This window comes from Brachybacterium ginsengisoli, from assembly GCF_002407065.1.
GTDB classification, from domain to species: Bacteria; Actinomycetota; Actinomycetes; order Actinomycetales; family Dermabacteraceae; genus Brachybacterium; species Brachybacterium ginsengisoli.
In genome coordinates this window covers 3,707,948-3,731,746 of sequence record NZ_CP023564.1, presented here as the reverse complement: position 1 = coordinate 3,731,746, position 23,799 = coordinate 3,707,948, and the positions used below count along the sequence as shown (strand labels likewise).

The window sequence follows — 23,799 nt, the reverse complement described above, 5'->3', positions numbered from 1 at the left end:
CGGTCCTAGCGTCCCTCCCCTCACCCACCGTGACCGAGAGGACCGCCATGGACCACACCCCCGGCCCCCGCAACCACCGCGCCTACCCGGCAGCGCACGAGCACTCTGACGACGTCGCGCACGCCGCCCCGCCGGCCGCCTTCGAAGGTCGTATGTTGCCCCACCCCGAGGAGGACGTCGAGGACCAGGGCCTCGCCTTCGACATGGGCACGCTCGTCTCCCGCCGCGGAGCGCTCGGCGTGCTCGGCGCAGGCAGCGTCGCGGCCGTCCTCGCCGCCTGCAGCACCGGCGACGACGCCTCGGCGACCGACGGCACCTCGGCGAGCGACGGGGGAGGCGCGAGCGACGGCGGCTCCGGTTCCTCGAGCCTCACCGAGATGCCCGGTGAGACCGCCGGCCCCTACCCGGGCGACGGCTCCAACGGCGCGGACGTGCTGGAGACCAGCGACGTGGAGCGCAGCGACATCACCACCAGCATCGACTCCACCACCACCGCCGACGGCGTGCCGCTGGAGATCACGATGTCCCTCATCGACATGGCCGGCGGCGACGTGCCGATGGAGGGCGCGGCGGTGTACCTGTGGCAGTGCGACGCCGAGGGCCGGTACTCGATGTACACCTCCGGCGTGGAGGACGAGACCTACCTGCGCGGCGTGCAGATCACCGATGGCAGCGGGAAGGTCACCTTCACCAGCATCGTCCCCGGCTGCTACGCCGGGCGCTGGCCCCACCTGCACTTCGAGGTGTTCCCGGACGCGGAGTCGATCGTCGACGCCGGCAACGCCCTCCTCACCTCCCAGATCGCCCTGCCCGAGGACGCCGTCACCGCGGTCTACGCACGGCCCGAGTACGTGGGCTCGGCCGAGAACCTCGACCAGCTCACGCTCGAGACCGACGGCATCTTCTCCGACGGCCACGACCAGCAGCTCGCCCGGCTCACCGGCGACGAGGACAGCGGCTACGCCTTCAGCATCGACGTCCCGATCGACACCACCACAGAGCCCGAGGCCGGTGGCATGGGCGGCGGGGGAGCTCCCGGCGGCGAGCCGCCCGCGGGCGATCCGCCGGCCGGTGATCCGCCGGCCGACGGGGACCGGCCCGCCGCCCCGGGATCCGCCTCCGACGGCGGGGAGGGCTGAGGCGGCGAGGGTCGGCGCGGGTCAGTCCAGGGGCGCCTCGGTCGGGGCGCGGTAGCCCTCGTCCAGATCCGGCACCGGCGCACCGGTCGCGTCGTGGACGATGACCGCCTCGAGCACGGGGCCCGTCCCCTCGACCTCGATGCGCAGGGAGTCCAGCTCGACCGCCTCGGGCAGGCGGTGGATGCGGCGCACGCCGATCGTCGCGCCCTCGGCGAGCACCGTGCCGTCGGCCGCGAGGACGCGGTGGGCGGTGACGCGCTGGCCCTCGGTGAGGACCTCTCGCAGCTCGACGTGATCGAAGCGGGCCGCCTCGGGCAGGGTCGCCGTGGCGCCGCCCTCGGTGACCTCGAGGGTCGCCTCGCGGCCGTCGCCGAAGCGCGCCCGCAGGGCCTCGCCGAACTCGGTCATGCGGGCGAGGTCCTCGGCGTCCAGGCGGCCGCGTCGGTCCGGCGGGACGTTCAGCAGCAGGTTCGCGCCCAGGCCGATGGACCGGTCGTGGATGCCCAGGAGGTGCCCGAGGGTCTTGGGCTCCTCGCCCGGCTGCCAGAACCAGCCGCGGCGGATCGAGACGTCGCACTCCGGGGGCAGGTAGCGCTGAGCGCCGATGCCCACCACGTCCTCGTCGTAGTTGTTGAGGTCGGTGGAGTCGGTGACGTACTCGCAGGGATCCGCCGCGAGGCCGTCCTCGTTGCCCACCCAGCGGATGGTGGCCGGGCCCATGTTGAAGACCATCGCGCCGGGCTGCAGCTCGGCGATCAGCTCGCCGATCCCGTCCCAGTCGTACTCGCGGCCTGCGGAGCCGGCGCCGTCGAACCACAGCTCGAACAGGTCGCCGTAGCGGGTGCACAGCTCGCGCAGCTGGGCGAGGTAGAACGCGTCGTACGCGGCGGCGTCCTCGTAGCACTCGGCGTTGCGGTCCCAGGGCGAGAGGTACAGGCCCAGCTTCATCCCGTGGCGACGGCAGGCCTCGGCGACCTCGGCGACCACATCGCCCTTCCCGTCCTTCCAGGGGGAGGAGGCGACGGAGTAGGCGGTGGTCCCGGTGGGCCACAGGCAGAACCCGTCGTGGTGCTTGGCGGTGAGCACCACGTAGGCGGCGCCCAGGTCGCGTGCGGCGCGCACCCACTCGTCGGCATCGAGCTCGGTGGGGTCGAAGTCGGCGGCGGGGATCGTCCCATCGCTCCACTCCTTCCCGGCGAAGGTGTTCACGCCGAAGTGGAAGAAGACGCCGAAGCCGGCCTTCTGCCAGGCGAGCTGTTCGGGAGAGGGGCGGAGGATCGTCGGTGATGCCATGCGCACAGCTTTCCAGAAAGATCGGACCTCTGGGAAGTGGTTCCGCGGTGCATTCCTGGTTCGCGCAGGACGAAGGCTCCCGACGCGACGGAGATTCGAGGGACGGCCCGAAGGCCATGGCGCGAACCGGGACCCCCGGAGTGGTGCAGAACCTGGGAGACTGTCCGACGGAGCCGCACCCGGCGGCATCCGATGAATGCGAGGTCGATGATGTCCATGCAGCACCGCACGCCGTCCCGGCTGGGCCGCCCGCTGTCCGTGATCGGGCAGGGATGCTGGCAGATCGGGGCCGATTGGGGAGAGGTCACCGATGCCTCCGCCCAGGAGGTCCTCGAGACGGCCCGCGAGTCCGGCGTGAGCTTCTTCGACACGGCCGACGTCTACGGCGACGGCCGCAGCGAACGGCTGGTCGGCGCGATGCGCAGCCGCCTCGCGGACGGCGGCGCCGCACCCCAGGACCTGCCGTTCCTCGCCACCAAGGCCTCCCGTCGCGCGGACCCCTTCGCTCCGGAGACCTTCACCGAGGAGAACCTGCGGGCCTGGGTGGAGCGCTCGCGGAAGAACCTCGCCATGGACACCCTGGACCTCGTCCAGCTGCACTGCCCGCCGCCGGCCGTCTACCGCGACGACCGGGTGTTCGACGTGCTCGACACCCTCGCCGAGGAGAAGAGGATCGCCGCCTGGGGCGTGAGCGTCGAGACCTGCGAGGAGGCGCTGATCAGCCTCGAGCGCGAGCACCTCGCCTCGATCCAGATCATCCTCAACCCCTTCCGCCTCAAGCCCCTGGACGAGGTGGTGCCCCTCGCCGAGAGCCGGGGCGTGGCGATCATCGCCCGCGTGCCGCTCGCCTCCGGGCTGCTGACCGGCAAGTTCTCCGCGGACAGCCGCTTCGCCGAGGACGACCACCGCCACTTCAACCGCGGCGGCGAGGCCTTCGACCAGGGCGAGACCTTCTCCGGCGTCGACTACGCCACCGGCCTCGAGGCGGTCGCCCGCCTGGAGCGCTCGCTCGACGGCGCGATGCCCCTGCCCGAGGCCAGCCTGCGCTGGATCGTCTCCCGCAGCGGCGTCACCGCCGCGATCCCCGGCGCGAGCAGCGGGGACCAGGCCCGCCGCAACGCCGCCGCCGGCAGCGCGCCCACCGACGAGCAGGCCGAGGTCATCGCCCGCTTCGACACCGCCGTGCACGAGACCTACGACGAGCTGCTGCGCGAGGACATCCACCCGCGCTGGTGACCCGTCGGGGGAGAGGGGCGTCGGCCGGGGCCGGGGTACGGGCCTGGGTCGACGCCCCGTTCCGTCGGTCGGCGTTCGGTTCAGTCGGTCGGGACCCGGCCCCGGTTCGGCCCCGGTCCGGCCCCGACCCGCCATTGTGCGCCTGGCTTCCACGGCTGGAAGTGGGGCGCACAATGGCGTTCCATCGGACCTGCCCCGACTCGCCCCCATGCCTGGCCCGACGCCCGCCTGGCCCGACGCCCGCCTGGCCCGACGCCCGCCTGGCCCGACGCCTGCCTGGCCCGACGCCTGCCTGGCCGACCCTCGCCCGGCCCGACCCTCGCCCGGCCCGACCCTGCACCGGGCGTGCCTCGGCCCCTGACCCGACTCCGCCCCGCCCTCGAGGAGAGCACCCCCGATGACCCGCCCCAACATCGTGTTCGTGATGAGCGACGACCACGCCGCCCACTCGATCTCCGCCTACGGCAGTCGTGTGAACACCACCCCGCACATGGACCGCCTGGCCGACGAGGGCGCGCGGATGGACGCGGTGTACTGCACCAACGCCATCTGCACCCCCTCGCGCGCCTCGATCCTCACCGGCACCTACAGCCACATCAACCGCGCCCCCTCGATCTACTCCGAGTTCGACTACCGGGTGCACACCTTCCCCGAGGTGCTCCAGGAGTGCGGCTACCAGACCGCGCTGTACGGCAAGTGGCACCTCGGGCACACCGAGGTGGCACGGCCCCGCGGCTTCGACGACTGGCGGATCTTCCCCGGTCAGGGCGACTACTTCGACCCGGTCATGGCCGGTCCCGACGGCGAGGAGAAGGTCGCGGGCTACGCGACGGACATCGTGACCCGCCAGAGCCTGGACTTCCTGGACGCCCGTGACCCCGAGAAGCCGTTCTGCCTGCTGGTGCACCACAAGGCCCCGCACCGGCCCTGGATCCCGCATCCCCGCTACGACGGGATGTACGAGGCCGGCACCATCCCCGAGCCCGAGACCATGTGGGACGAGCACGAGACCCGCGCCCAGGTGGTGCGCGAGGTCGCGATGCAGCTCGACGACCTGCGGCCCACGGACTACAAGGACGAGCTGCCCGCCGAGCTCGAGGGCGAGGGCGAGGAGGCGCGCCGCGCCCGGTCGTCGTGGAAGTACCAGCGCTACATGCGCGACTACCTGCGCTGCGTGCAGGCGGTCGACGACTCGGTGGGCGAGATCCTCGACCATCTCGACGAGCAGGGCATCGCCGAGAACACCATCGTCATCTACACCTCCGACCAGGGCTTCTTCCTCGGAGACCACGGCTGGTTCGACAAGCGACTGATGCTCGACGAGTCCCTGACGATGCCGATGCTGGTGCGCTGGCCCGCGCAGGTCCCGGCCGGCTCCCACGTCACCGACGTCGTCTCCAACGTGGACTTCGCCGCGACCCTGCTCGAGGCCGCCGGCGCCGAGCTCTCGGGCCTCCCTGACCAGCAGGGCCGCAGCTTCCTCGCCCAGCTGCGCGGCGAGGACGTCGAGGACTGGCGCCAGGCCGTCTACTACCGCTACTGGGAGCATGACGACCCCGAGCACCACGCCCCCGCCCACTACGGCGTGCGCACCCCCACCCACAAGTACATCCGGTACTACAACGACGGCCTGGGCACCCCCGGCTCGTCGGACCGCATCATGCCCGTCGAGGACGAGCTCTACGATCTCGTCGCCGACCCGCACGAGATGACCAACGTGGCGACCGAACCGGCGTACGTGCAGGTGCTCGGCGAGCTCCAGGAGCTCACCGCGCAGATGCAGGCCGAGGTGGGGGACGCCCCCTACGAGGGCCCGGACACCCCGCGGCTGGAGTGGCCGATGGCCTGAGGGTCGCAGGCAACGACCGAACCCGACACCCCGTCAGGGGGTGTCGGGCTCCGTCGTGCGTGGGGAGGGGTGGCTCAGACCGCCGCCTCGGCCTCCTGGTCCGCGGTGACGTCGTGCGCGGTTCCCTGCAGCAGGTGCTCGCCGCCCAGCGGGGTGCTCAGCCACTCCTCGAGCACCCAGCCCTCGTCGGGGTGGCCGGTGAGGGTGACCATGCCGGTGTTGAACAGCGGGCGCTCGTCGAGGCAGGCCGCCTCGAGCCCGGCCACCACGGCGGCGAACACGCGGATGGCGGCGCCGTGGCTGACCACCGCGACGGTCGCATCCGCCGCGTGGAGTGCGGCGATGTGCCGCAGCGCGCCGGTGTAGCGCGCCCAGAACTGGTCCCCGGTCTCCCCGCCGGGGACGCCCTCGGTGAACTCGCCCGCGCTCCACCGGGCGTGGTTCTGCTGATACGCCTCGACGGCCTCGCGGTCGCGGCGCTGCTCGTACTGGCCGGCGCTGATCTCCTCCAGCCCTTCGGTGAGGAAGGGGCTGAGGCCCCGCGCCGCCGCGAGCGGTGCGGCGGTCTCGTGGGTGCGCACCAGGCGGGAGACGTGGATCGCGGCGATGTCCTCGTCGCGCAGCGCCTCGGGGACCGCCTCGGCCTGGGCCCTCCCCAGGGCGGTCAGCCCCGGGCCGGGATAGCCGGCATCGAGGATGCCGTCGACGTTGCTGGGGGTCTGACCATGGCGGATGAGGAGAAGACGCATGTCCAGCACTGTACGGGGCGAGTCGTCCCGGGGGAGAGTCCTGTGGACGGACGGACGGACGGACGGACGGGGCGAGGCTCAGCGGCGGCGGCGCAGGAGGAGCACCGCCCCCACCGCGATCCCGCCGGCTCCTGCCACGAGCACTCCGGCTCCCGCCAGGATCGCGAGGGGGAGTGCAGCCTTGCGCGTGGAGAACGGTGCAGGGTGCTCCGACCGAGGGATGGGCTGGTCGGAGAGGTCCGCGGGGGAGCCGAGCTCCTGGGTGAGGCGTGCACGGACGTCCGGGCCGGCATCCACCGGGAGCGCGCACCAGGAGCTCGAGTACTGGCCGTCGGCCCCGCTCGCCCACACCAGCAGGCTGGTGCCGTCCTCGAGCTCCCCGAGCCCGCAGGAGGCGATCGCCTCCTCGGTGGAGAACTCGATCGTGCGGGAGGTCTCGCCCTGCCACACCGTGTCCACGGCGGCGTAGTAGGTGGTCCCGCCGTCGGTGCCGTCGATCCGGTGCTGGATGGTGATGTCCGCGATCAGGTCGGTGCCCTCGACCGCCTCCTCGAAGGTGCGCGGGTCGCAGCTGCAGGCGTGAGCCACCGGGGCGCCCACGAGCGTGAGCACGAGGGCCGCGGCGAGGGCGACCAGCAGCGCCCACCGGCGCGGGACGGGGATGACCTGGGACATGGGCATGATCCTAGGCATCGTCTGTCGCCTCCGACCGGGATTCGCGGATCTCCGCCGCACCCTGCCGGTCCGCTCGGCCGGTTCCGCTGTCCCGCCGCGCGCCGCGAGGCTAGGCTCGGGATCCCGGCCGCTCCCGGAAGGAGCCTCCATGCGTCGCAGCATCGTCAACGATCCCGAGGACCTGGTCCCCGAGGCCCTCGAGGGCCTCGTGCTCAGCCACCCGCTGCTGCTCGAGCTGAATCAGGAGCACCGCTACGTCACCCGCCGCACGCGCGCGCAGGACAAGGTGGGCCTGGTCTCCGGCGGAGGGTCCGGGCACGAGCCGCTGCACGCCGGCTTCGTGGGCACCGGCATGCTCGACGTCGCGGTCGCCGGCGCCGTCTTCGCCAGCCCCACCGCCCTGCAGGTCCTCGAGGCCACCAAAGCGGCCGACGCGGGCCGCGGTGTGGTCCAGATCGTCAAGAACTACACCGGCGATGTGCTGAACTTCCGCATCGCCGGGGAGATCAGCGGCGACGACGCCATCGACACCGAGATCGTGCTCGTGGACGACGACCTCGCCACCGACACCGAGGACGGCACCGGGCCGGGCCGCCGCGGCACGGCCGCGACCGTCATCGTCGAGAAGCTCTGCGGCGCCGCCGCCGAGGCCGGGGCGAGCCTCTCCGAGGTCGCCGCCATCGGTCGTCGGGCCGCCTCCCGCGCCCGCACCATGAGCCTCGCGCTCTCCGCCGGCACCCATCCCGGGGACTCCGAGCCCCAGTTCACGCTCGCCGACGACGAGATCGAGCTGGGCGTGGGCATCCACGGGGAGCGCGGCCGCGGCCGCGTCCCCTTCACCTCGGCCGACGGCCTGACCGACCTGCTGCTGGACCCGCTGCGGGAGGAGCTCTCGCTGCAGCGCGGCGAGGAGGTGCTCGCGATCGTGAACGGGCTCGGCGGCACCTACCCGCTGGAGCTGAACCTCGTGGCCCGGGCCCTGCACCATCGCCTCGCGGACCGCGGCATCGCGATCGAGCGATCCCTCGTCGGCTCCTACGTCACCAGCCTCGACATGCACGGCGTCTCGATCACGCTGATGCCGCTGGACGACGAGGCCCGCTCGCTGTGGGACGCCCCCGTCCGCACCCCCGCCCTGACCTGGTAAGGAGCCCGACATGACCGACACCTCCACCCAGCCTCTGCCCGAGGGCCTCGGCAGCGACTTCATCACCGGCCTCCACGCGACCCTCTCCGGCGCGGCCGACGCCCTCGGGGATCTCGACCGCCGCGCCGGCGACGGCGACTTCGGCACCAATGTCCGCACCGCCATGAAGCTCGCCACCGGCAACCTCGAGGCGGACGCCCCCACCACCTACCGCCAGTGGGTGAGCGCGATGTCCATGGCGTGGCTCGGCGTGGGCGGCACCAGCGGGCCGCTGTTCGGCATGTTCTTCCGCGACCTCGCCAAGGCGGGGGAGGAGGGCGCCGTCCCCACCCTCGCCCAGCTCGCCGACGCCCTCGCCGCCGGGCAGGCCGTCGTGCAGAAGTACGGCGAGGCGGAGGTGGGGGACAAGACGATGATCGACTCCCTCGCCCCGGCCATCGCGGCCCTCCGCGAGGCGATCGAGGCAGGGGCCGAGCCCGCCGCCGCCCTCGCGGACGCGGAACGGGCCGCCGTCGAGGCCGCCCGCGCCACCGCGGACAGCACCGCCCGGCGTGGTCGCGCCAGCTACGTGGGCGAGGTGTCCAAGGGCGTCATCGACCCCGGAGCCGCAGCGATGGCCCTGGTCATCGGTGCTGCGCGGGCCGCCGTCGACGGCGGCGAGGTGGAGACCGGCTGGATCTCCTGAGACTCGGGTAGGACCCCGGCCGCGCGGGGTGGACCTCGGGGACGCCCGGATCCGGACGCTGGTAGGTTTTCGCTCCATGTCCGACCTCCTCGCGCTGATCCCCTCGCTCGGCGCCGGTCCCTGGATCCTGATCGCCCTCGGCGCCCTGATCGTGGGCACCGCCAAGACCGCCCTGCCCGGCGCCGGCACGCTCGCCGTGGGGCTCTTCGCCCTGGCCATGCCCGCCAAGGAGTCCACCGCCGCGCTGCTGATCCTGCTGATCGTCGGAGACATGACCGCGCTGTGGGTGTATCGCCGCGAGCCCGATGTGCGCACCCTGCTGCGCCTGCTGCCCAGCGCCATGGTGGGCGTGGTGATCGGGGTCTTCTACTTCGCCTACGCCGACGGCGACGCCGTGCGGGCCACCATCGGCGTGATCCTGCTGGTCCTGGTGGCGGTGACCGTCTGGCGCCGCCATCGCGCCCAGCGGCTCGCCGCCGCTCGCCCGGCCGACGCCCCGGCCCCCGAGGTCGCGCAGGGCTCCCAGCCCGGCCGGGCGGCCACGGTCCAGGGCATCGGCTACGGCCTGCTCGGCGGCTTCACCACCATGGTCGCGAACGCCGCGGGGCCGGTGATGTCGATGTACTTCTACGCGATGCGGCTGCCGGTGCTGACCTTCCTGGGCACCTCCGCCTGGTACTTCGCGATCGTCAACATCTTCAAGCTCCCCTTCTCCGCCGGGCTGGGTCTGATCACGCCCAGCGTGCTGGTGATGGACGCGATGCTGGTCCCGCTGGTGCTGATCGGCGCCTACGTCGGGGCGAAGGTGGCCCGGCGCATCCCGCAGAAGGTGTTCGAGAACCTGGTGCTGGTGCTCACCGTGGCCTCGGCGATCGGCCTGCTCGCGCTCTGAGCGCCCACTCGCCGACCCCCTGGATCATCTCCAGCAGCTCCGGCGGGTCGATCACCTCGATCGGCGCCCCCATGCGGGCCAGGTGCATCACCACCCAGTGCAGCTCGCCGGCCCCGGCGCGCAGCACGCAGGCATCCGGCCCGTCGGCCGTGACCGTGCCCGCGCGCGCCGGGACCTGCGGGGCGATCTCCTCGAGAGGGGCCAGGATCCGCACCGTCACCGAGTGCGGATAGGCGCCCACGGTGATCGACTCCCGCACCGCCGCCTCGATGTCCGGGGTGGGGCGCGGCGTGAATGCGAAGGTCGAGGCGTGCACGGCGAGCATGCGGTCCAGGCGGAAGGTGCGCCAGTCCTCGCGGTCCAGGTCCCAGGCGAAGAGGTACCAGCGGCCCTCCATCGACAGCACCCGGTGGGGCTCCAGGCGGCGCTCGGCGCGCTCGCCGTCGGCCCGTTCGTAGTCGACCCGCACCCGCACGCCGTCGCGCACCGCGGTGGCCAGCGTCATCAGCACCTCGGAGCGGATGCCGGCGGCGGGCCGGGAGATCACGCCCATCGCCTCGGTGATCGCGCCGACCTCCGCGCGCACGGGCGCCGGCAGGATCCGGTCCAGCGCCGCGAGCGCCCGCAGCGCCTCCTCGTCCAGGCCGTCCACCGCGCTGGCGGCGGCGAGGCGCAGCCCCACCGCGACCGCGACGGCCTCGCTCGAGCTCAGCAGCAGGGGCGGCAGCGCCCGGCCCGCGCCGAGCTGGTAGCCGCCGCCGTGCCCCGCCGAGGTCAGCACCGGGTAGCCCAGCTCCCGCAGCCGGTCCACGTCCCGTCGCACCGTCCGCGTGGTCACGCCCATCTCGAGCGCGAGGTCGGGCCCGGTCCACACCGACCTCGACTGCAGCAGGGCCAGGAGCCGCAGCGCTCTCGTCGTCACATCGCTCATGGAGGAAGTCTCCTCCACTTCGCGGACAGAAGCTGTCCGCTTCGGTGGGCAGAGTGGTTCTCGACCACCCCGGACGGCGGCGCGAACTGCGCGGCCAGCACACAGAGACGAGACCCCGATGCCCTTCCTGACCGCCGAGTCCACCGGCGAGGCCGACACCCTCGCCACCTTCGCCCAGCAGCAGATCGAGCAGGTCGCGACCACCCTCCACGGTCTCGACCGCGAGCAGCTCGCCCAGGTCCCGAGCGCCTCGGGGCTGAGCCTCGGGGCCCTGGCCCGCCACGTGGCGTTCGTCGCCGGCGGTGCGGCGCTGACCATCGCCGCGGCGCCCGGTCCGGGCCTGGACCCCGAGCGCACCCCCGAGCAGGCCCAGCGCGAGGGCGGGCTCGCGCCCGAGGCCCTGCGCGACGAGGACACGGCGGAGTCCCTCATCGAGGAGCTCCACCGGGCCGGGGAGGATCTGGCCGCAGCGATCCGCGCGGCCGACCTCGACACCCTCGGTCCCGTGCCCGAGGCGCCCTGGTTCGAGGGCCGCACCAGCTGGAGCATGCGCTGGTACGCCACGCACCAGATCGAGGAGCACGCCCGCCACGCCGGTCACGCGGACATCGTGCGCGAGAGCCTCGACGGGAAGACCGCCTACGAGCTCAACGCCCTCGCCGCCGGGCAGACCTGGCCGCCGGCCGGCTGGTGATCCCCTCGGCTTCGACGACACCTCGATCCCACGACCTGAGGAGGACCCCTTGACCACCGACGCGACCGCTCCTGCCGGGGAGACGCTCGGCACCGACGGCGACCTGCCCACCGTGCTCATCGACCAGATCGAGTTCGACATCCGCGCGCAGCTGCGCCCGCGGCTGGAGGGCCTCACGGACGAGGAGTACCTCTTCGATCCGACCCCTGCCGGGAAGGCCTGGACCGTCCACCCCCGGATCCCCGACGAGGAGCTCGCGCCGAACCGTCTCCAGGGCGGCTCCGGAGCGATGGCCATCGACTTCGAGAGGCCCGAGCCGACGCCCGCTCCGTTCACCACGATCGCGTGGCGGCTCGGGCACGTCATCGTGGGCGTGCTCGCCGTGCGCAGCCACTCCCACTTCGGCGGCCCGCCCGCGGACTACCTGAGCTGGGACTACGCCGCCACGGCTGACGAAGCCCTCGCCCAGTTCGATGCCGAGTACGAACGCTGGATCGCCGGTGTGCGCAGCTGGGACGCGGACGCCCTCCAGATCGCCGTCGGCGAGGCAGAGGGGCCCTACGCCGCCTCCTCGCGCGCCACGCTCGTCGCCCACATCAACCGCGAGCTGATCCACCACCTCGCCGAGATCGCGCTGCTGCGCGACCTGTGGGCGCATCGGGAGTGAGCACCCCGCAGGATGCCGGGCGCCGCCTCGCAGGCGGTGCCCGGCGCCGAGGCGTGAGAGGCCGATGCCCCGCAGCCCCCAGGGCCCCTAGGCTCCTGGGGTGACCACCCCGGCGGCGGCCGATCCCGCAGCACCCTCGCCCCGTCGCGCCGCCGGCGCCCGCATCACCCTCACCCTCGCGGCGCTGGGCATGCTCGGGCCGTTCACCATCAACACCGTCTTCCCGGCGTTCACGCAGATCGGGCAGGAGTTCGGTGCCTCGGACGTGGTGCTGCAGCAGCTGATCAGCGTCTACCTCGCGTCCTTCGCGGTGATGAGCGTGTTCCACGGCCCGCTCTCGGACGCCCTGGGCCGCAAGCCCGTGATGCTCACGGGCCTCGCGATCTACATCCTGGCGATGTTCGGCGCGGTCCTCGCCTCGGGGATGGGCATGCTGATCGCGCTGCGGGTGCTGCAGGGGATGAGCGCCGGCGCCGCCACGATCGTCTCGCGGGTGGTGATCCGCGACCTCTTCGCCGGGGCCGAGGCGCAGCGCCTGATGGCGCAGGTCATGATGATCTTCGCGCTGTCGCCCGTGATCGCGCCGATGCTCGGCGGATGGCTGCTTCTGCTCGGGGACTGGCGCTGGGTGTTCGCGGGCGTCGGCCTGTACGGAGTGCTGGTGATGGTGCTGACCGCGCTGATGCCCGAGTCGCTGCCCCGCAGCGCCCGCATCCCGCTGCGGCTCGGCTCCGTGGTCGGCTCGCTCTGGGAGGTGGGCCGTTCAGGGACGATGGTGCGGATCGCGCTCGCGACCGCGCTCGGCTTCGCCGCCCACTTCGTGTTCGTCGCCGCCGCGCCGATCATCGTCGTGCGCCTGCTGGGGCTGGGGGAGCAGGACTTCTGGGTGCTGTTCGGCCCGCTGATCGTGGGTATGATGGCGGGCTCGTTCGTGGTGGGTCGTGCGGCCGGCGCGATGGACCGCACCCGCCTGATCACCCTCGGCTACCTGGGCACCCTGCTCACCAGCGGCCTGAACCTGGTGCTGGTGATGGTCTTCCCCGACCCCTCCGGGCAGCTGGACGCCTCCCTGATCCCGGTGCTGGTGGGGCCGATGCTGATGTCCTTCACGGCCTCGCTGTTCTTCGCCCCGATCCAGCTGGAGATCCTGGACCTGTTCCCGCACCACCGCGGCGCCGCCGCGTCGCTGGGGACCTTCTTCACCCTGGTCGTCAACGCCCTGCTCTCCGGGGTCATCGCGCCGCTGATCACCGGGAGCCTCACCGTGGTCGCCGTCGCGGCCGTGGTCTTCGTGGTGGCCGGCTCGCTGCTGTGGACGTGGCACCTCGTGGAGCGTCGCTCCCACCCGCGGTCCGTGGCCGACTGAGCCCGCCCGTCGCAACCGGCTCTGCCGGCCGCCGAGCGCCGGGCCCTGCGATCAGCTGAGCCGCGCCCCGTCGGCCGACGGTGCCCCGAGCGCCACCCGATCCGCCCGCCGCGCGGACCACGCCACCAGCAGGTGCAGCGGGATCGTCACGGCCAGCACCCCGGCGGCCACCAGCGGCAGGTGCGCGGGCCCGAGACCCACGGTCAGGGCGACGCCGCCGAGCCCGCCGCCGAGGGCGCTGCCCAGCGAGATCGCGCTCGCGTTCAGCGCCATCACCACCGGCACCGATGCGGGCGCCATGGCCGCCAGGCGGGTCTGCTGGGGGACGGCGTGGCCGCCGTTGCCCACGCCCGCCACGAGGAACCACACCAGGCTGAGCACAGCCACGGCCGCCGGTGCCGCGACCGTCAGGGAGAGCGCCCCGAACAGGGAGTTGACCAGCAGCAGCGCGAGCACCACGGTGAGCACCCGCACCGGCGAGAAGCGGTCCACCAGGCGCCCGGTCACGGCGTTGCCGGCCATGCTCGCCAGGCCGTACGCGCACATGATCACGATGATCATCCAGCTCGCCGGGTGCGAGGGCTGGAGGATCAGCACCGCGTAGGTGAAGCAGGTGTAGCTCGCGCAGAGCACTCCGGTGGAGACCAGCAGCCCGCCCACCAGCCGCGGCCGGGCGAGAGGGCGCAGCCGTTCGGCGAGCGAGGTGGAGGGGTAGCGCAGATGGGGCAGGCGCAGAGCGATCCCGGTCAGCGCCGCGAGGCCCACCACGGAGACCATCAGCAGCGGCAGGCGCCAGCTGGACTGGCCGAGGATCAGGCCGACGGGCACGCCGAGAGCGGTCGCGGTCATCCAACCGCCGAGCACGAAGGACAGCGCCCGGCCGCGGTGCTGCGGTGCCACCAGGTGCACCACGTACCCGGTCACCGCCGCGCCCAGCAGGCAGCCGCCGAGCGCGGCGACGACCCGGCCGCCGAGCGCGACCGCGTAGGTGGGGGCGAGGGCGTTGAGGATGTTGCCGAGTATGAAGGTCGCCAGCGCCATGAGGATCGTGCGGCGCTGCTCCCAGCCGCTGGTCAGCGCGCCGAGCAGCGGACCGGCGAGGGCGGAGGTGAGGGCGAAGGCGGCTACCAGCTGTCCTGCGGCGGCGGCGGTGACCTCGAGGTCCGAGGCGATGTCCGGCAGCAGCCCGGCCAGCACGTAGCCGTCGATCCCGGTGGTGAAGGTCGCGACGGCGAGCCAGATCAGGACCCGGTAGGGGACGCCGCGCTGCGTGTCGGGCGCGGTGACGGAAGAGGCATCGGACTCGGCACGTTCGGCGGCCTGCGGCATCCGAGGACGATATCCCGATTCCGGGAAGACCGCACCGACACCCCGCCGTCCGGGGGATCATGGAGCATGACCTACGACCTGGTCCCCGCCGAGCTCCTCGCGAGCGCGCTCACGGCCGTGCTGCTGGCCGTCCCGCTCTCCTTCGCCCTCGCCGGCGCGGCGATCGCCGGGCCGCGGCGTGCCTGGAACGGTGCCGGGCTCGCGATGGGCCTCGGTCTGCTGGTGGGCGTGCTCGTCATGGTCCTGCGGATGGCGACCGGTCCCTCCGGTGCGCTGCCCGTGGTGAGCGGGGCGCTCATCGTGCTGGGTCTGCTGGCGGCGGCCGTGGCCGGTGTGCTGGTGTTCGTGCTCGAGGACGGCACCACCTGGTCCGCCGCCATCGGCATCGGATCCTGCCTGCTGATCGGCCTGGGCGCCCCGGGGGACGCCCTGCCGGAGCTCCTGGGTCTGACCTCCTCGATCCTGGCGATCGGCGCCGCGGTGGTGTTCGAGGGCGTGGCCCTCGCCGCGATCGTCGGCTTCCTGGTCGCCGCCGCGGGACGCGTGCGCGGGCTGCAGTTCGGCGTGGCCGCCGCCGGGATCGTCGCCGCGCTCCTCACCGCGGGCAGGACGGTGCTGCACGCGCTCCACGTGGTCGCCGGCCTGGACGTCCCCGAGCTGTCCCTGCTCACGACCCTCATCGCCGCCCTGGTCGCGCTCGGGATCGGCAGCGTGATCGGCGAGCTCGTGCAGATGCGGACGTCCCGCCGACGATCCGCGAACGCCCTGGAGGTCTCGTGACCATTCCCGACAGCCCCGCCGCCTCTCGCCCCCTCGCCGGCGCGCTCACCGGGGAGGGCCGCGACCTCGCGCTCACCCGCACCGTGCCCGCCCCGGCCCGCCGGATCTGGGAGCACGTCTCCCGCTCCGACCTCCTGGCCACCTGGTACGGGACGTACACCGGGGATCCCGCCACCGGCTCCGTCGAGGTCACCATGACCGCGGAGCCCGGCGAGGCGAGCACCTCGGAGTACACGATCCACGCCTGCGAGCCCGAGCGCCGGGTCACGGTCAGCTCGTCGATGGGGGAGGACTCCTGGCGGCTGAGCCTCGAGCTCGGCGCCGCGGCCGACGGGCCGGGATCCACGCAGGTGGTCCTGCGTCACCACGACGTGCCCCGCGAGATGCTGCAGCATGTCGGCCCGGGCTGGGAGTGGTACCTCGACCGGCTCATCGGCGCCGTGACCGGCGGCGACATCCCCGGCAAGGACGTCTGGGACAGCCACTACATGGTGCTCTCCGAGGCGTACGGGGCGCTCGCCGGCTGAGCCGCCGCCTCGGGCGGGCGCCGCCGGGATCAGCCGAGCGCGGCGACCGTGAAGTCCAGCGGCGCCAGGCGGGTGAGCTGCTCGCGCAGCAGCTCCCCGACCTCGCCGCGGCGCCGCTCGTCCATCCGCTCGATCGGCCCGGTCACGCTCACCGCGAGGGAGCGGCCGCCGGGGCGCACCAGCGCGACGCCCACGCAGGCGATGCCCTGCTCGTTCTCCTCGATCTCGGTGGACCAGCCGCGGTCCGCCGTCACCGACACCACCTCGGCCAGGTGCTCCGCCGTGATCACGCTGCCGCCGTCGGCGGACTCCGTGGCCTGCGCGTACGCCGCCAGGGCCTCGCCGCGGATCCCGTCGGCCGCGAGCATCGCGCGGCCCATCGCGGTGCGCGCCGCCGGGGCGCGGCTGCCGATCCGGGACCACACCCGCAGCGTGCGCTGGGGCTCGACCTTGTCGAGGTAGAGCACCCGGGCGCCGTCCATCTGCCCCAGGTGCACCAGCTCCTGGGTGTGCTCGGAGACGCTCGCCAGGGCCGGGGCGAACAGGGCCGGGAGGTTCTCGCCGGCGCCGAAGGCGTGGGAGAGGCCGAGCGCCGCGGTGCTCAGGCGGTAGAGCTGGTCCCCGTCGGACTGCTCGGCGAAGCCGCGGTGCATGAGCGCCCGCAGCAGCCGGTGCACCGAGGCCTTGTTCAACCCGCTCCGCGCGGCGATGTCCCGCAGCGTGGTTCCCTCGGGGCCGGCCGCGGCGAGGAGCTCGAGCAGGGTGAGCGCCTTGTCGACGCTGCCGACGGGGGAGGCCTCGGAGGGCGGGGTGGTGGTCATGGGGACAGTGTCTCCGATGCTCGGGGCGGCGGTGGACCGGTGGGGGCCACACGGGCGGAACCGGCGCGGGGCGCGCGGTGGGACGTCGTTGTCGCGATCCCCTCGCGGGGTCTATAGTCATCGCGTCATATGAAACTAGCGTTTCGACTAGCGAAACGTCAAGGGCGACGGGTGGCCACGGAGCCGCCCCGGCCACGGCCGGCCCGATCCGCGCGAAGGAGCACGATGACCCCGTCGACCACCGGTGCCGCCCCGCCCGAGAACCCCGCACCCGGCGAGGCCGCCTCCCCGCAGCCCACGCGCTCCGTGGGCGACCTGGTGCGCGCCGCCGTCTCCGGCTGGCTCGGCACCGCGCTGGAGTTCATGGACTTCCAGCTCTACTCGCTCGCCGCGGCCCTCGTGTTCAGCCAGCTGTTCTTCGCTGCCGATGATCCCGGCATGGCGGTCATCGGCGCGATGGCGACCTACGGCGTCGGCTACGTCGCGCGGCCGGTGGGCGCCTGGTACTTCGGCCGCATGGGCGACCGGATCGGACGCAAGAAGGTCCTCTTCTACACGATCGTGCTGATGGGCCTCGCGACCACCCTGATCGGCGTGCTCCCCACCTACGAGACCGTGGGCCTGCTGGCCCCGGCCCTGCTGGTGCTGCTGCGCCTGCTGCAGGGCTTCGGCGCGGGCGCGGAGATCTCCGGTGCGGGCGTCATGCTCGCCGAGTACGCCCCGGTGAAGCGGCGCGGCCTGGTCGCGTCCCTCGTGGCGCTCGGCACCAACTGCGGCACCCTCTTCGCCTCGGCGATCTGGGCCGTGCTGCTCGTGGTCGTCACCGAGCAGCAGCTGCTGGACTGGGCCTGGCGCATCCCGTTCATCGCCAGCGCCGCGGTCATGGTCTTCGCCGTGTGGGTGCGCCTGAACCTCAAGGAGAGCCCCGTCTTCGAGGCGCGGGACGACGTGGTCGACGGCGAGGCGGTCGACGCCGCGCAGGTCCAGGAGGGCGAGGCCCCCGCCGAGGCCGCCGAGTTCCGCAGCGCCCGCCCGCTCACCGTGAAGTCCGTGGCCGTCGCGTTCCTGCTGCGCTTCGGCCAGGCCGGCAACTCCGGCATGATCCAGACCTACCTGATCTCCTTCATGACGGTGTTCCTGCTGCTGGACAAGCAGCTCTCCACCGAGGTCGTCATCATCTCCTCGATCGTCGCCTTCGCGACCGTGCCCGGCATCGGTCTGCTGGGCGACAGGTTCGGGCGCAAGCGGATGTACACGATCATGAGCGCGATCGGGATCGTCGTCGTCATCCCCTGCATGCTGCTGATCGTCTCGGGCGTGACCTGGCAGGTCATCGTCGGCTACGTGGTCCTGCACAACATCGGCGTGATGTCCCTGGCCTCGATGGAGAACCTCACCCTGCCGGAGATCTTCGGCGCCCGGAACCGCTACCAGGCCACCGGCGTGGTCCGCGAGATCGCCGCGATCGTCGCCACCGGCGCCACTCCTGTCATCGCCGCCGCGATCGTGGCCGCGACCGGCTCCTGGATCCCGGTCGCCGTGATCATCATGTTCTTCAGCGGCTGCGCCCTGTTCGCCGCCGTGTGGATGAAGGAGGTCGCCGGGCGCGACCTCACCGATCCGAACCCCGCCATGTGAGTCCCCGCCGCGGGCGCGCATCATGGAGGCGCGCCCGCCGCGCCGACGGCGCCCGTCGGCCCCCGCACCACCTGCACCCCACTCCCGGAGGAGATCCCCTTGGCCATCGAACGCATCGACGTCGACGTCACCAGCCCCGGCCGCAACTTCGTCACCGCCGTCGTGACCACGAGCGACGGCGTGGTGGGCCTCGGCGACGCGACCCTCAACGGCCGCGAGCTCGCCGTGGCGTCCTACCTGCGCGACCATGTGGCCCCCACGCTGCTGGGCCGCGACGAGTCCCAGATCGAGTCGATCTGGCAGTACCTCTACCGCAGCCCGTACTGGCGCCGCGGCCCCGTGACCATGGCTGCGGTCGCCGCGATCGACATGGCGCTGTGGGACATCGCCGCGAAGAAGGCCGGGGTGCCGCTGTACAAGCTGCTGGGCGGCGCCTCCCGCACGGGCCTGCTGAGCTACGCCCACGCCTCCGGCACCACCATCGAGCGCCTCAACGAGGCGATCCACGGCTATGTCGAGCAGGGCTTCCAGGCCGTGCGCATCCAGGCCGGCGTGCCGGGGCTGGACCAGATCTACGGCGTGCACGACTCCGCGCCGGGCGGGAAGTACGAGTACGAGCCCGCCGGACGCACCGCCGCCGGAGCGCCCCTGCGGCCGACGGAGGAGACCTGGGACACCCGCGCCTACCTCCGCCATCTCCCCACGGTGTTCGCCGGCGTGCGCGAGGAGTTCGGCCCCGAGCTGCGCCTGCTGCACGACGGCCACCACCGCATGAGCCCGATCGAGGCGGCGCGCCTGGCGAAGGACATCGAGCCCTACGATCCGTTCTGGCTCGAGGACTGCACCCCGGGCGAGGACCAGTCGGTGCTGCGCCTGGTGCGCCAGCACTCGGTGACGCCGCTGGCCATCGGCGAGGTCTTCAACTCGGTGCACGACTACCAGACGCTGATCACCGAGCGCCTCATCGACTACGTCCGCTCCTCCTCGACGCACGCCGGCGGCATCACGGGCCTGCGCCAGATCATGGCCTTCGCCGCCGTCTACGGGATCCGCTCCGGCTTCCACGGACCCACGGACGTCTCCCCGGTGGGCATGGCCGCGAACCTCCACCTGGGCCTCGCGATCCACAACTTCGGGATCCAGGAGTACATGCCGCACTCCGAGACCACGCTGTCCGTGTTCCGCACCAGCTACCGCTTCGAGGACGGCCTGCTGCATCCGGGCGAGACCCCGGGTCTGGGCGTCGACCTGGACCGCGAGGCCGCGGCCGCGCACGAGTACGTGCCCGCGTACCTGCCCGTGAACCGTCTGCGGGACGGATCCGTGCACGACTGGTGAGGTCGTGCGGGGCGGCGGCCCGACGCTCGACGTCCCACCCGCCGGCCCGGCCCGGCCGTTCCGGTTCATTCCGGTCCGGCCGGGCGAGGCGGGCGACAGCACCCGCTCCCAGGGGGCACGATGTGAGCGTCCGCCGTCGCAGCCCGCGACGGAGCGGACCCCGCACCCCCGAGGAGACCCCTGGTGAGCGCTGACCCCACCACCCCGGCAGGCCCCACCACCCCGTTCGTCGTCCCTTCCGGGCCGACCACCCGACCCACCCTCGAGGGCACCTTAGGGATGACCGCCTCGACGCACTGGATCGCGACCGCCTGCATGCAGAGCGTGCTCGAGCGCGGGGGCAACGCCTTCGATGCCGCGACCGCGGGCGCCTTCGTGCTCCACGTGGTCGAGCCGCACCTCAACGGACCCGGCGGGGACATGACGGCGATCCTCGCGACCGCCGAGGACCCGGAGCCGGTGGTGGTCATGGGCCAGGGCCCCGCCCCGTCGGGCGCGACGATCGAGCATTACCGCGCCGAGGGCCTCGACGCCGTCCCGGGGACCGGAGCCCTCGCCGCCGCGGTGCCTCTCGCCGTGGACGCATGGCTCCTGCTGCTGGAGGAGAAGGGCACCTGGGAGCTCGCGGACGTCCTCGACGCCGCGATCGGATACGCCGAGGACGGTCACCCCGTGCTCGAGCGCGTGAGCGCCCAGATCGCGGCCGTCGCGCAGACCTTCGCCGAGCACTGGCCGAGCTCCGCCGCGCTGTGGATGCCGGACGGCGCCCCGCCCGAGCCCGGGCAGATCATCTACAACCCCGAGTACGCCGCCGTGCTGCGCGATCTGATCGAGGCGGGGGAGGGCACCGGGGACCGTCGGGCGCGGATCGCCGCCGCCCGGGAGCGCTGGCGCACCGGCCCTGTCGCCCGGGCGATCGCCGAGTTCGTGCGCACCCCGCACCGCCACTCCGACGGCGCGGACCACGCCGGGGTGCTCACCGCCGCCGATCTCGCGGGGGCCGTCGCCCGCTTCGAGCCCGCGGTGACGGGGGACTTCCGCGGCTGGACCATCGCCAAGACCGGCGCCTGGGGCCAGGGCCCTGCCCTGCTCGGTGCGCTCGGCCTCCTCGAGGGGTTCGAGGACCACGAGCTCGACCCGTCCACGGAGGCGGGCGCGCACCGGATCCTCGAGGCGCTCAAGCTCGCCCTCGCGGACCGCGACGCCCACTTCGGCGACCGGGGCCTGGACCTCGGCCGACTGCTCTGCCCAGAGCACCTCGCCGAGCGCCGGACCCTGATCGGAGACGCCGCCTGCCACGAGTTCCGCCCGAGCGTGCTCGGGGACGGTCCCGCACCGCTGCCGCCCCTGCTCACCGAGGACGAGCACGCGCGGCGCACGGGCGGAGCGGTCGATCACGGCGGCTCCGGCGAGCCGACGGTCCGCCCGACGGGCGAGGCGCGAGGGGACACCTGCCACCTCGACGTCGTGGACCGCTGGGGCAACATCATCAGCGCCACGCCCTCGGGTGGCTGGCTGCAGTCCTCGCCCGCCGTCCCCGGGATCGGGTTCTGCCTGGGCACCCGGCTGCAGATGACGTGGCTGGACGAGTCGCTGCCCACGGCGCTGCGCCCCGGGGAGCGCCCCCGCACCACCCTCACCCCGACTCTCGTGCTGCGGGATGGCGAGCCGGTCATGGCCTGCGGGTCCCCGGGCGGTGACCAGCAGGACCAGTGGCAGCTGATGTTCCTGCTGCGGGTGCTGGTGGGCGGGCTGACGCTCCAGGAGGCGATCGACGCCCCGTCGCTGCACACCCTCTCGATGCCGGGCTCCTTCTGGCCCCGCACCTGGTCGCCGGGCCGCGCCGTGGTCGAGGACCGGCTCGGCGAGGAGGTGATCGCGGGGCTCGAGGCGCGCGGCCACGAGGTGGTGCGAGCCGGCGACTGGGCGCTGGGCCGGCTCTCCTGCGTGGCGCGGGATCCGGGCACCGGAGTCCTGCGCGCGGCCGCGAACTCCCGCGGCGCCCAGGGCTACGCCGCCGGGCGCTGACGGGCGGGGCTCAGGCCTCGTCGCCGGCGGTGATCGCCTCGGCCTCCTCGACCTCGGTGAGGTCGTGGTGGGTGCCGACGGCCCCGAGGTGGCGTCGGCCGATGATCAGCATGACCATCGCCAGCGCGAGCGTGCCGGCGCCCAGCAGGTACGGCGCCCCGCTGGTGGTGGCGGCCGCGAGCGGTCCGGCCACGGCCGGGGCGACGGCGCCGCCCAGGAAGCGCACGCCCGAGTAGGCGGAGCTGGCCACGCCGCGCGGCAGGTCGGTGGCCTCCATGACGGTCTCGGTGAGGGCGGTGTTCATGACGCCCAGCAGCAGGCCGCCCACGATGATGAGCGTGATCATCCCGGCCATCGAGGAGTGGAACAGGCCCAGACCCAGCATCAGCACGGTGAGCAGGCCGAGGGTGGTCAGCAGGGTGGGGATCAGGCCGATCCGGCGCGTGAGCACCGGGGCGAGGAACACCGAGGTGATCGCGAGCGCCAGGCCCCAGCCGAAGAACACCCCGCCGAGGCCCAGGGCCCCGAACTCGGTGCCGCGGGCCGCGGCGGCGGCCTCGAGCGGGAAGGGCGAGTAGGCCAGCAGCACGAAGAAGCCGAAGTTGTAGAAGATCGCGGTGAGCGCGAGGGTGCGCAGCGCCGGGTTCGACAGCGCACGCAGCGCGGCCAGCGGGGAGACGCGCGCCGGCGTCGCCTCCTTCTGCAGGAGCAGCATGATGGCGAGGAAGCCGATGCCCATCAGCACCGCGGTGCCGGCGAAGGGTGCGCGCCAGGAGATGGTGCCCAGCAGGCCGCCGAGCAGCGGGCCCACGGCCAGGCCGATCCCGAGCGCGGTCTCGTAGAGGATGATCGCGCCGCCGCTGGGGCCGGCGGTGGCGCCCACGATGGCCGCGAGCGCGGTGGAGATGAACAGTGCGTTGCCGAGGCCCCATCCGGCGCGCAGCCCGATGATCTCGCCGACAGAGCCGGCCGTGGAGGCGAGCGCCGCGAAGAGCACCACCAGCGCGAGCCCGATGAGGAGCGTGCGCTTGACGCCCACCTTCGAGGCGAACCAGCTGGTGAAGAACATGGCGATCGCGGTGACGAAGAGGTAGCTGGTGAACAGCAGCATCGCCTGCGAGGGCGAGGCGTCCAGCTGGGTGCTGATCGCGGGGAGGATCGGGTCCACCAGGCCGATGCCCATGAAGGACACGGTCGCGGCGAAGGCGATCGCCCAGACGGCGCGGGGCTGCTGGAAGGCCTGGCGCAGGGTGGGGACGGAGGAGGCGGAGGCTGCCGGGGAGGGTGACGTGGCGGTGTCGCGGACCGATGAGGTCATGCGGGGATCCTTCGGGACGGGGCGGGCGCACGGTCCGGCGCAGGGCGCGGGGAGGTGCTGGAGATCAGGCGGTGCTGGGGCGCGGGGGAGAGGGGAGCGGCTCAGCCGCCGTGGTCGTCGACCAGGCGGGAGAGGATCACGGAGGCGCGCTCGAGGGTCTCGATGTCCTCGGCGGGGAGCGGGGCGAGCAGCCCGCCCACGCCCTCGGCGAGCTGCGCGCGCCAGGCGGCCAGCTGCGTGGAGCCGCTGTCGGTGATGGAGATCAGCGAGGAGCGGGAGTCCGACGGGTCGGGGGCTCGCTGCACGAGCCCCTCCTCCTCGAGTCGCTTGATGACCGCGGTCGCGGTGGGGCGGGAGACCCGCTCCCGCTCGGCGATCTCGCTCAGCCGCAGCGGGCCGTGCCGGTCGATCGTGGCGACCACCCGCCAGGACACGGTCCCCACGCCCACCTCGGAGCGCCGGGCGGCGAGGCGGGTGAACTGGCTGCACACCAGCGCGAGGTGCTGGGGCAGCTCGGGGGAGGCAGGGGGAGTGGTCATCACGCGAGCCAGAGTAGTTCGCAATGCGAATCAAAACAAGGGAGCACAGCGAATGTGTTGTGGAGCGCACGGTGGGGCCCGACGGCGCACGACGGCGCACAGCGACCGCCAGGGATCCCCCGTCAGCCCCGTGAGGTGGCTGTCCGTCGGCCGATCGG

General features: G+C 73.2%; 22 protein-coding genes. 14 read left to right on the top strand and 8 right to left on the bottom strand.

Annotated elements, in window-relative coordinates; all coding sequences use genetic code 11:
- Positions 1-47 precede the first annotated feature (47 nt).
- Complete coding sequence (locus tag CFK41_RS16660) at positions 48-1,139, top strand: dioxygenase family protein (RefSeq protein WP_096800685.1); 1,092 nt, start codon at positions 48-50, stop codon at positions 1,137-1,139.
- Between the two features lie 21 nt (positions 1,140-1,160).
- Here CFK41_RS16660 and CFK41_RS16655 read toward each other — a convergent pair whose 3' ends face one another.
- The gene (locus tag CFK41_RS16655) at positions 1,161-2,432 is read right to left on the bottom strand and encodes an alpha-L-fucosidase (RefSeq protein ID WP_096800684.1); all 1,272 of its coding nucleotides are present in this window, start codon (positions 2,430-2,432) and stop codon (positions 1,161-1,163) included.
- Between the two features lie 216 nt (positions 2,433-2,648).
- Between CFK41_RS16655 and CFK41_RS16650 the strand changes: the two genes are divergently transcribed.
- Positions 2,649-3,668, top strand: coding sequence for an aldo/keto reductase (locus CFK41_RS16650; RefSeq protein WP_151904872.1), 1,020 nt, complete (start codon positions 2,649-2,651; stop codon positions 3,666-3,668).
- Between the two features lie 397 nt (positions 3,669-4,065).
- A complete protein-coding gene (locus CFK41_RS16645; RefSeq protein WP_096800683.1) occupies positions 4,066-5,517 on the top strand; it encodes a sulfatase family protein in 1,452 nt (483 codons plus the stop codon).
- A 74-nt stretch (positions 5,518-5,591) separates the two neighbouring features.
- Here the strand turns inward: CFK41_RS16645 and CFK41_RS16640 are convergent, their stop codons facing one another.
- Together CFK41_RS16640 and CFK41_RS16635 are read right to left on the bottom strand one after the other, a co-directional pair.
- On the bottom strand, positions 5,592-6,266 hold the full coding sequence (locus CFK41_RS16640; protein WP_096801154.1) for a histidine phosphatase family protein: 675 nt from the start codon (positions 6,264-6,266) through the stop codon (positions 5,592-5,594).
- A gap of 78 nt (positions 6,267-6,344) precedes the next feature.
- On the bottom strand, positions 6,345-6,941 hold the full coding sequence (locus CFK41_RS16635) for a hypothetical protein (RefSeq protein ID WP_096800682.1): 597 nt from the start codon (positions 6,939-6,941) through the stop codon (positions 6,345-6,347).
- A gap of 148 nt (positions 6,942-7,089) precedes the next feature.
- Between CFK41_RS16635 and CFK41_RS16630 the strand changes: the two genes are divergently transcribed.
- The 3 genes from CFK41_RS16630 (at position 7,090) to CFK41_RS16620 (ending at position 9,665) form a co-directional block, all read left to right on the top strand.
- Complete coding sequence (locus CFK41_RS16630; RefSeq protein WP_096800681.1) at positions 7,090-8,088, top strand: dihydroxyacetone kinase subunit DhaK; 999 nt, start codon at positions 7,090-7,092, stop codon at positions 8,086-8,088.
- Positions 8,089-8,098: 10 nt separating this feature from the next.
- Positions 8,099-8,773 (top strand): dihydroxyacetone kinase subunit DhaL, encoded by a 675-nt coding sequence (gene dhaL, locus CFK41_RS16625; RefSeq protein WP_096800680.1) that lies wholly within the window; start codon positions 8,099-8,101, stop codon positions 8,771-8,773.
- Between the two features lie 76 nt (positions 8,774-8,849).
- Positions 8,850-9,665, top strand: coding sequence for a sulfite exporter TauE/SafE family protein (locus tag CFK41_RS16620; RefSeq protein ID WP_096800679.1), 816 nt, complete (start codon positions 8,850-8,852; stop codon positions 9,663-9,665).
- On the opposite strand, the gene CFK41_RS16615 is transcribed toward CFK41_RS16620, so the two are convergent.
- A complete protein-coding gene (locus CFK41_RS16615; protein ID WP_096800678.1) occupies positions 9,628-10,596 on the bottom strand; it encodes a helix-turn-helix transcriptional regulator in 969 nt (322 codons plus the stop codon). The genes CFK41_RS16620 and CFK41_RS16615 overlap by 38 nt on opposite strands.
- Positions 10,597-10,714: 118 nt before the next feature.
- Between CFK41_RS16615 and CFK41_RS16610 the strand changes: the two genes are divergently transcribed.
- The 3 genes from CFK41_RS16610 to CFK41_RS16600 all read left to right on the top strand — a co-directional run bounded on the left by CFK41_RS16610 (position 10,715) and on the right by CFK41_RS16600 (position 13,323).
- Positions 10,715-11,290 (top strand): mycothiol transferase, encoded by a 576-nt coding sequence (locus tag CFK41_RS16610; protein WP_096800677.1) that lies wholly within the window; start codon positions 10,715-10,717, stop codon positions 11,288-11,290.
- A gap of 49 nt (positions 11,291-11,339) precedes the next feature.
- Positions 11,340-11,957: a DinB family protein gene (locus CFK41_RS16605; RefSeq protein ID WP_227873129.1), complete on the top strand. Its 618-nt coding sequence runs from the start codon at positions 11,340-11,342 to the stop codon at positions 11,955-11,957.
- A gap of 100 nt (positions 11,958-12,057) precedes the next feature.
- Positions 12,058-13,323, top strand: coding sequence for an MFS transporter (locus CFK41_RS16600; RefSeq protein WP_227873128.1), 1,266 nt, complete (start codon positions 12,058-12,060; stop codon positions 13,321-13,323).
- Positions 13,324-13,374: 51 nt separating this feature from the next.
- On the opposite strand, the gene CFK41_RS16595 is transcribed toward CFK41_RS16600, so the two are convergent.
- The gene (locus CFK41_RS16595) at positions 13,375-14,652 is read right to left on the bottom strand and encodes an MFS transporter (protein ID WP_096800676.1); all 1,278 of its coding nucleotides are present in this window, start codon (positions 14,650-14,652) and stop codon (positions 13,375-13,377) included.
- A gap of 66 nt (positions 14,653-14,718) precedes the next feature.
- Here CFK41_RS16595 and CFK41_RS18015 point away from each other — a divergent pair, with 66 nt between their 5' ends.
- Together CFK41_RS18015 and CFK41_RS18010 are read left to right on the top strand one after the other, a co-directional pair.
- Entirely contained in the window at positions 14,719-15,432 is a 714-nt protein-coding gene (locus CFK41_RS18015; protein ID WP_096800675.1) for a hypothetical protein, read from the top strand.
- A complete protein-coding gene (locus tag CFK41_RS18010; RefSeq protein ID WP_169928857.1) occupies positions 15,429-15,959 on the top strand; it encodes an SRPBCC domain-containing protein in 531 nt (176 codons plus the stop codon). The genes CFK41_RS18015 and CFK41_RS18010 overlap by 4 nt, the downstream gene beginning before the upstream one ends.
- Positions 15,960-15,988: 29 nt before the next feature.
- Here the strand turns inward: CFK41_RS18010 and CFK41_RS16580 are convergent, their stop codons facing one another.
- Positions 15,989-16,780 carry an IclR family transcriptional regulator gene (locus CFK41_RS16580; protein ID WP_096800674.1) on the bottom strand — a complete coding sequence of 264 codons (792 nt, stop codon included), beginning with the start codon at positions 16,778-16,780 and terminating at the stop codon, positions 15,989-15,991.
- 225 nt (positions 16,781-17,005) lie between these two features.
- Here CFK41_RS16580 and CFK41_RS16575 point away from each other — a divergent pair, with 225 nt between their 5' ends.
- From CFK41_RS16575 to CFK41_RS16565, 3 genes are all read left to right on the top strand, one after another.
- The gene (locus CFK41_RS16575) at positions 17,006-18,418 is read left to right on the top strand and encodes an MFS transporter (RefSeq protein ID WP_096800673.1); all 1,413 of its coding nucleotides are present in this window, start codon (positions 17,006-17,008) and stop codon (positions 18,416-18,418) included.
- 99 nt (positions 18,419-18,517) lie between these two features.
- The gene (gene manD, locus CFK41_RS16570; RefSeq protein ID WP_096800672.1) at positions 18,518-19,756 is read left to right on the top strand and encodes a D-mannonate dehydratase ManD; all 1,239 of its coding nucleotides are present in this window, start codon (positions 18,518-18,520) and stop codon (positions 19,754-19,756) included.
- A gap of 279 nt (positions 19,757-20,035) precedes the next feature.
- A complete protein-coding gene (locus CFK41_RS16565) occupies positions 20,036-21,784 on the top strand; it encodes a gamma-glutamyltransferase family protein (RefSeq protein WP_096800671.1) in 1,749 nt (582 codons plus the stop codon).
- A gap of 10 nt (positions 21,785-21,794) precedes the next feature.
- On the opposite strand, the gene CFK41_RS16560 is transcribed toward CFK41_RS16565, so the two are convergent.
- Together CFK41_RS16560 and CFK41_RS16555 are read right to left on the bottom strand one after the other, a co-directional pair.
- Complete coding sequence (locus tag CFK41_RS16560) at positions 21,795-23,102, bottom strand: MFS transporter (RefSeq protein WP_096800670.1); 1,308 nt, start codon at positions 23,100-23,102, stop codon at positions 21,795-21,797.
- 101 nt (positions 23,103-23,203) lie between these two features.
- A complete protein-coding gene (locus CFK41_RS16555; protein WP_096800669.1) occupies positions 23,204-23,641 on the bottom strand; it encodes a MarR family winged helix-turn-helix transcriptional regulator in 438 nt (145 codons plus the stop codon).
- Positions 23,642-23,799 lie beyond the last annotated feature (158 nt).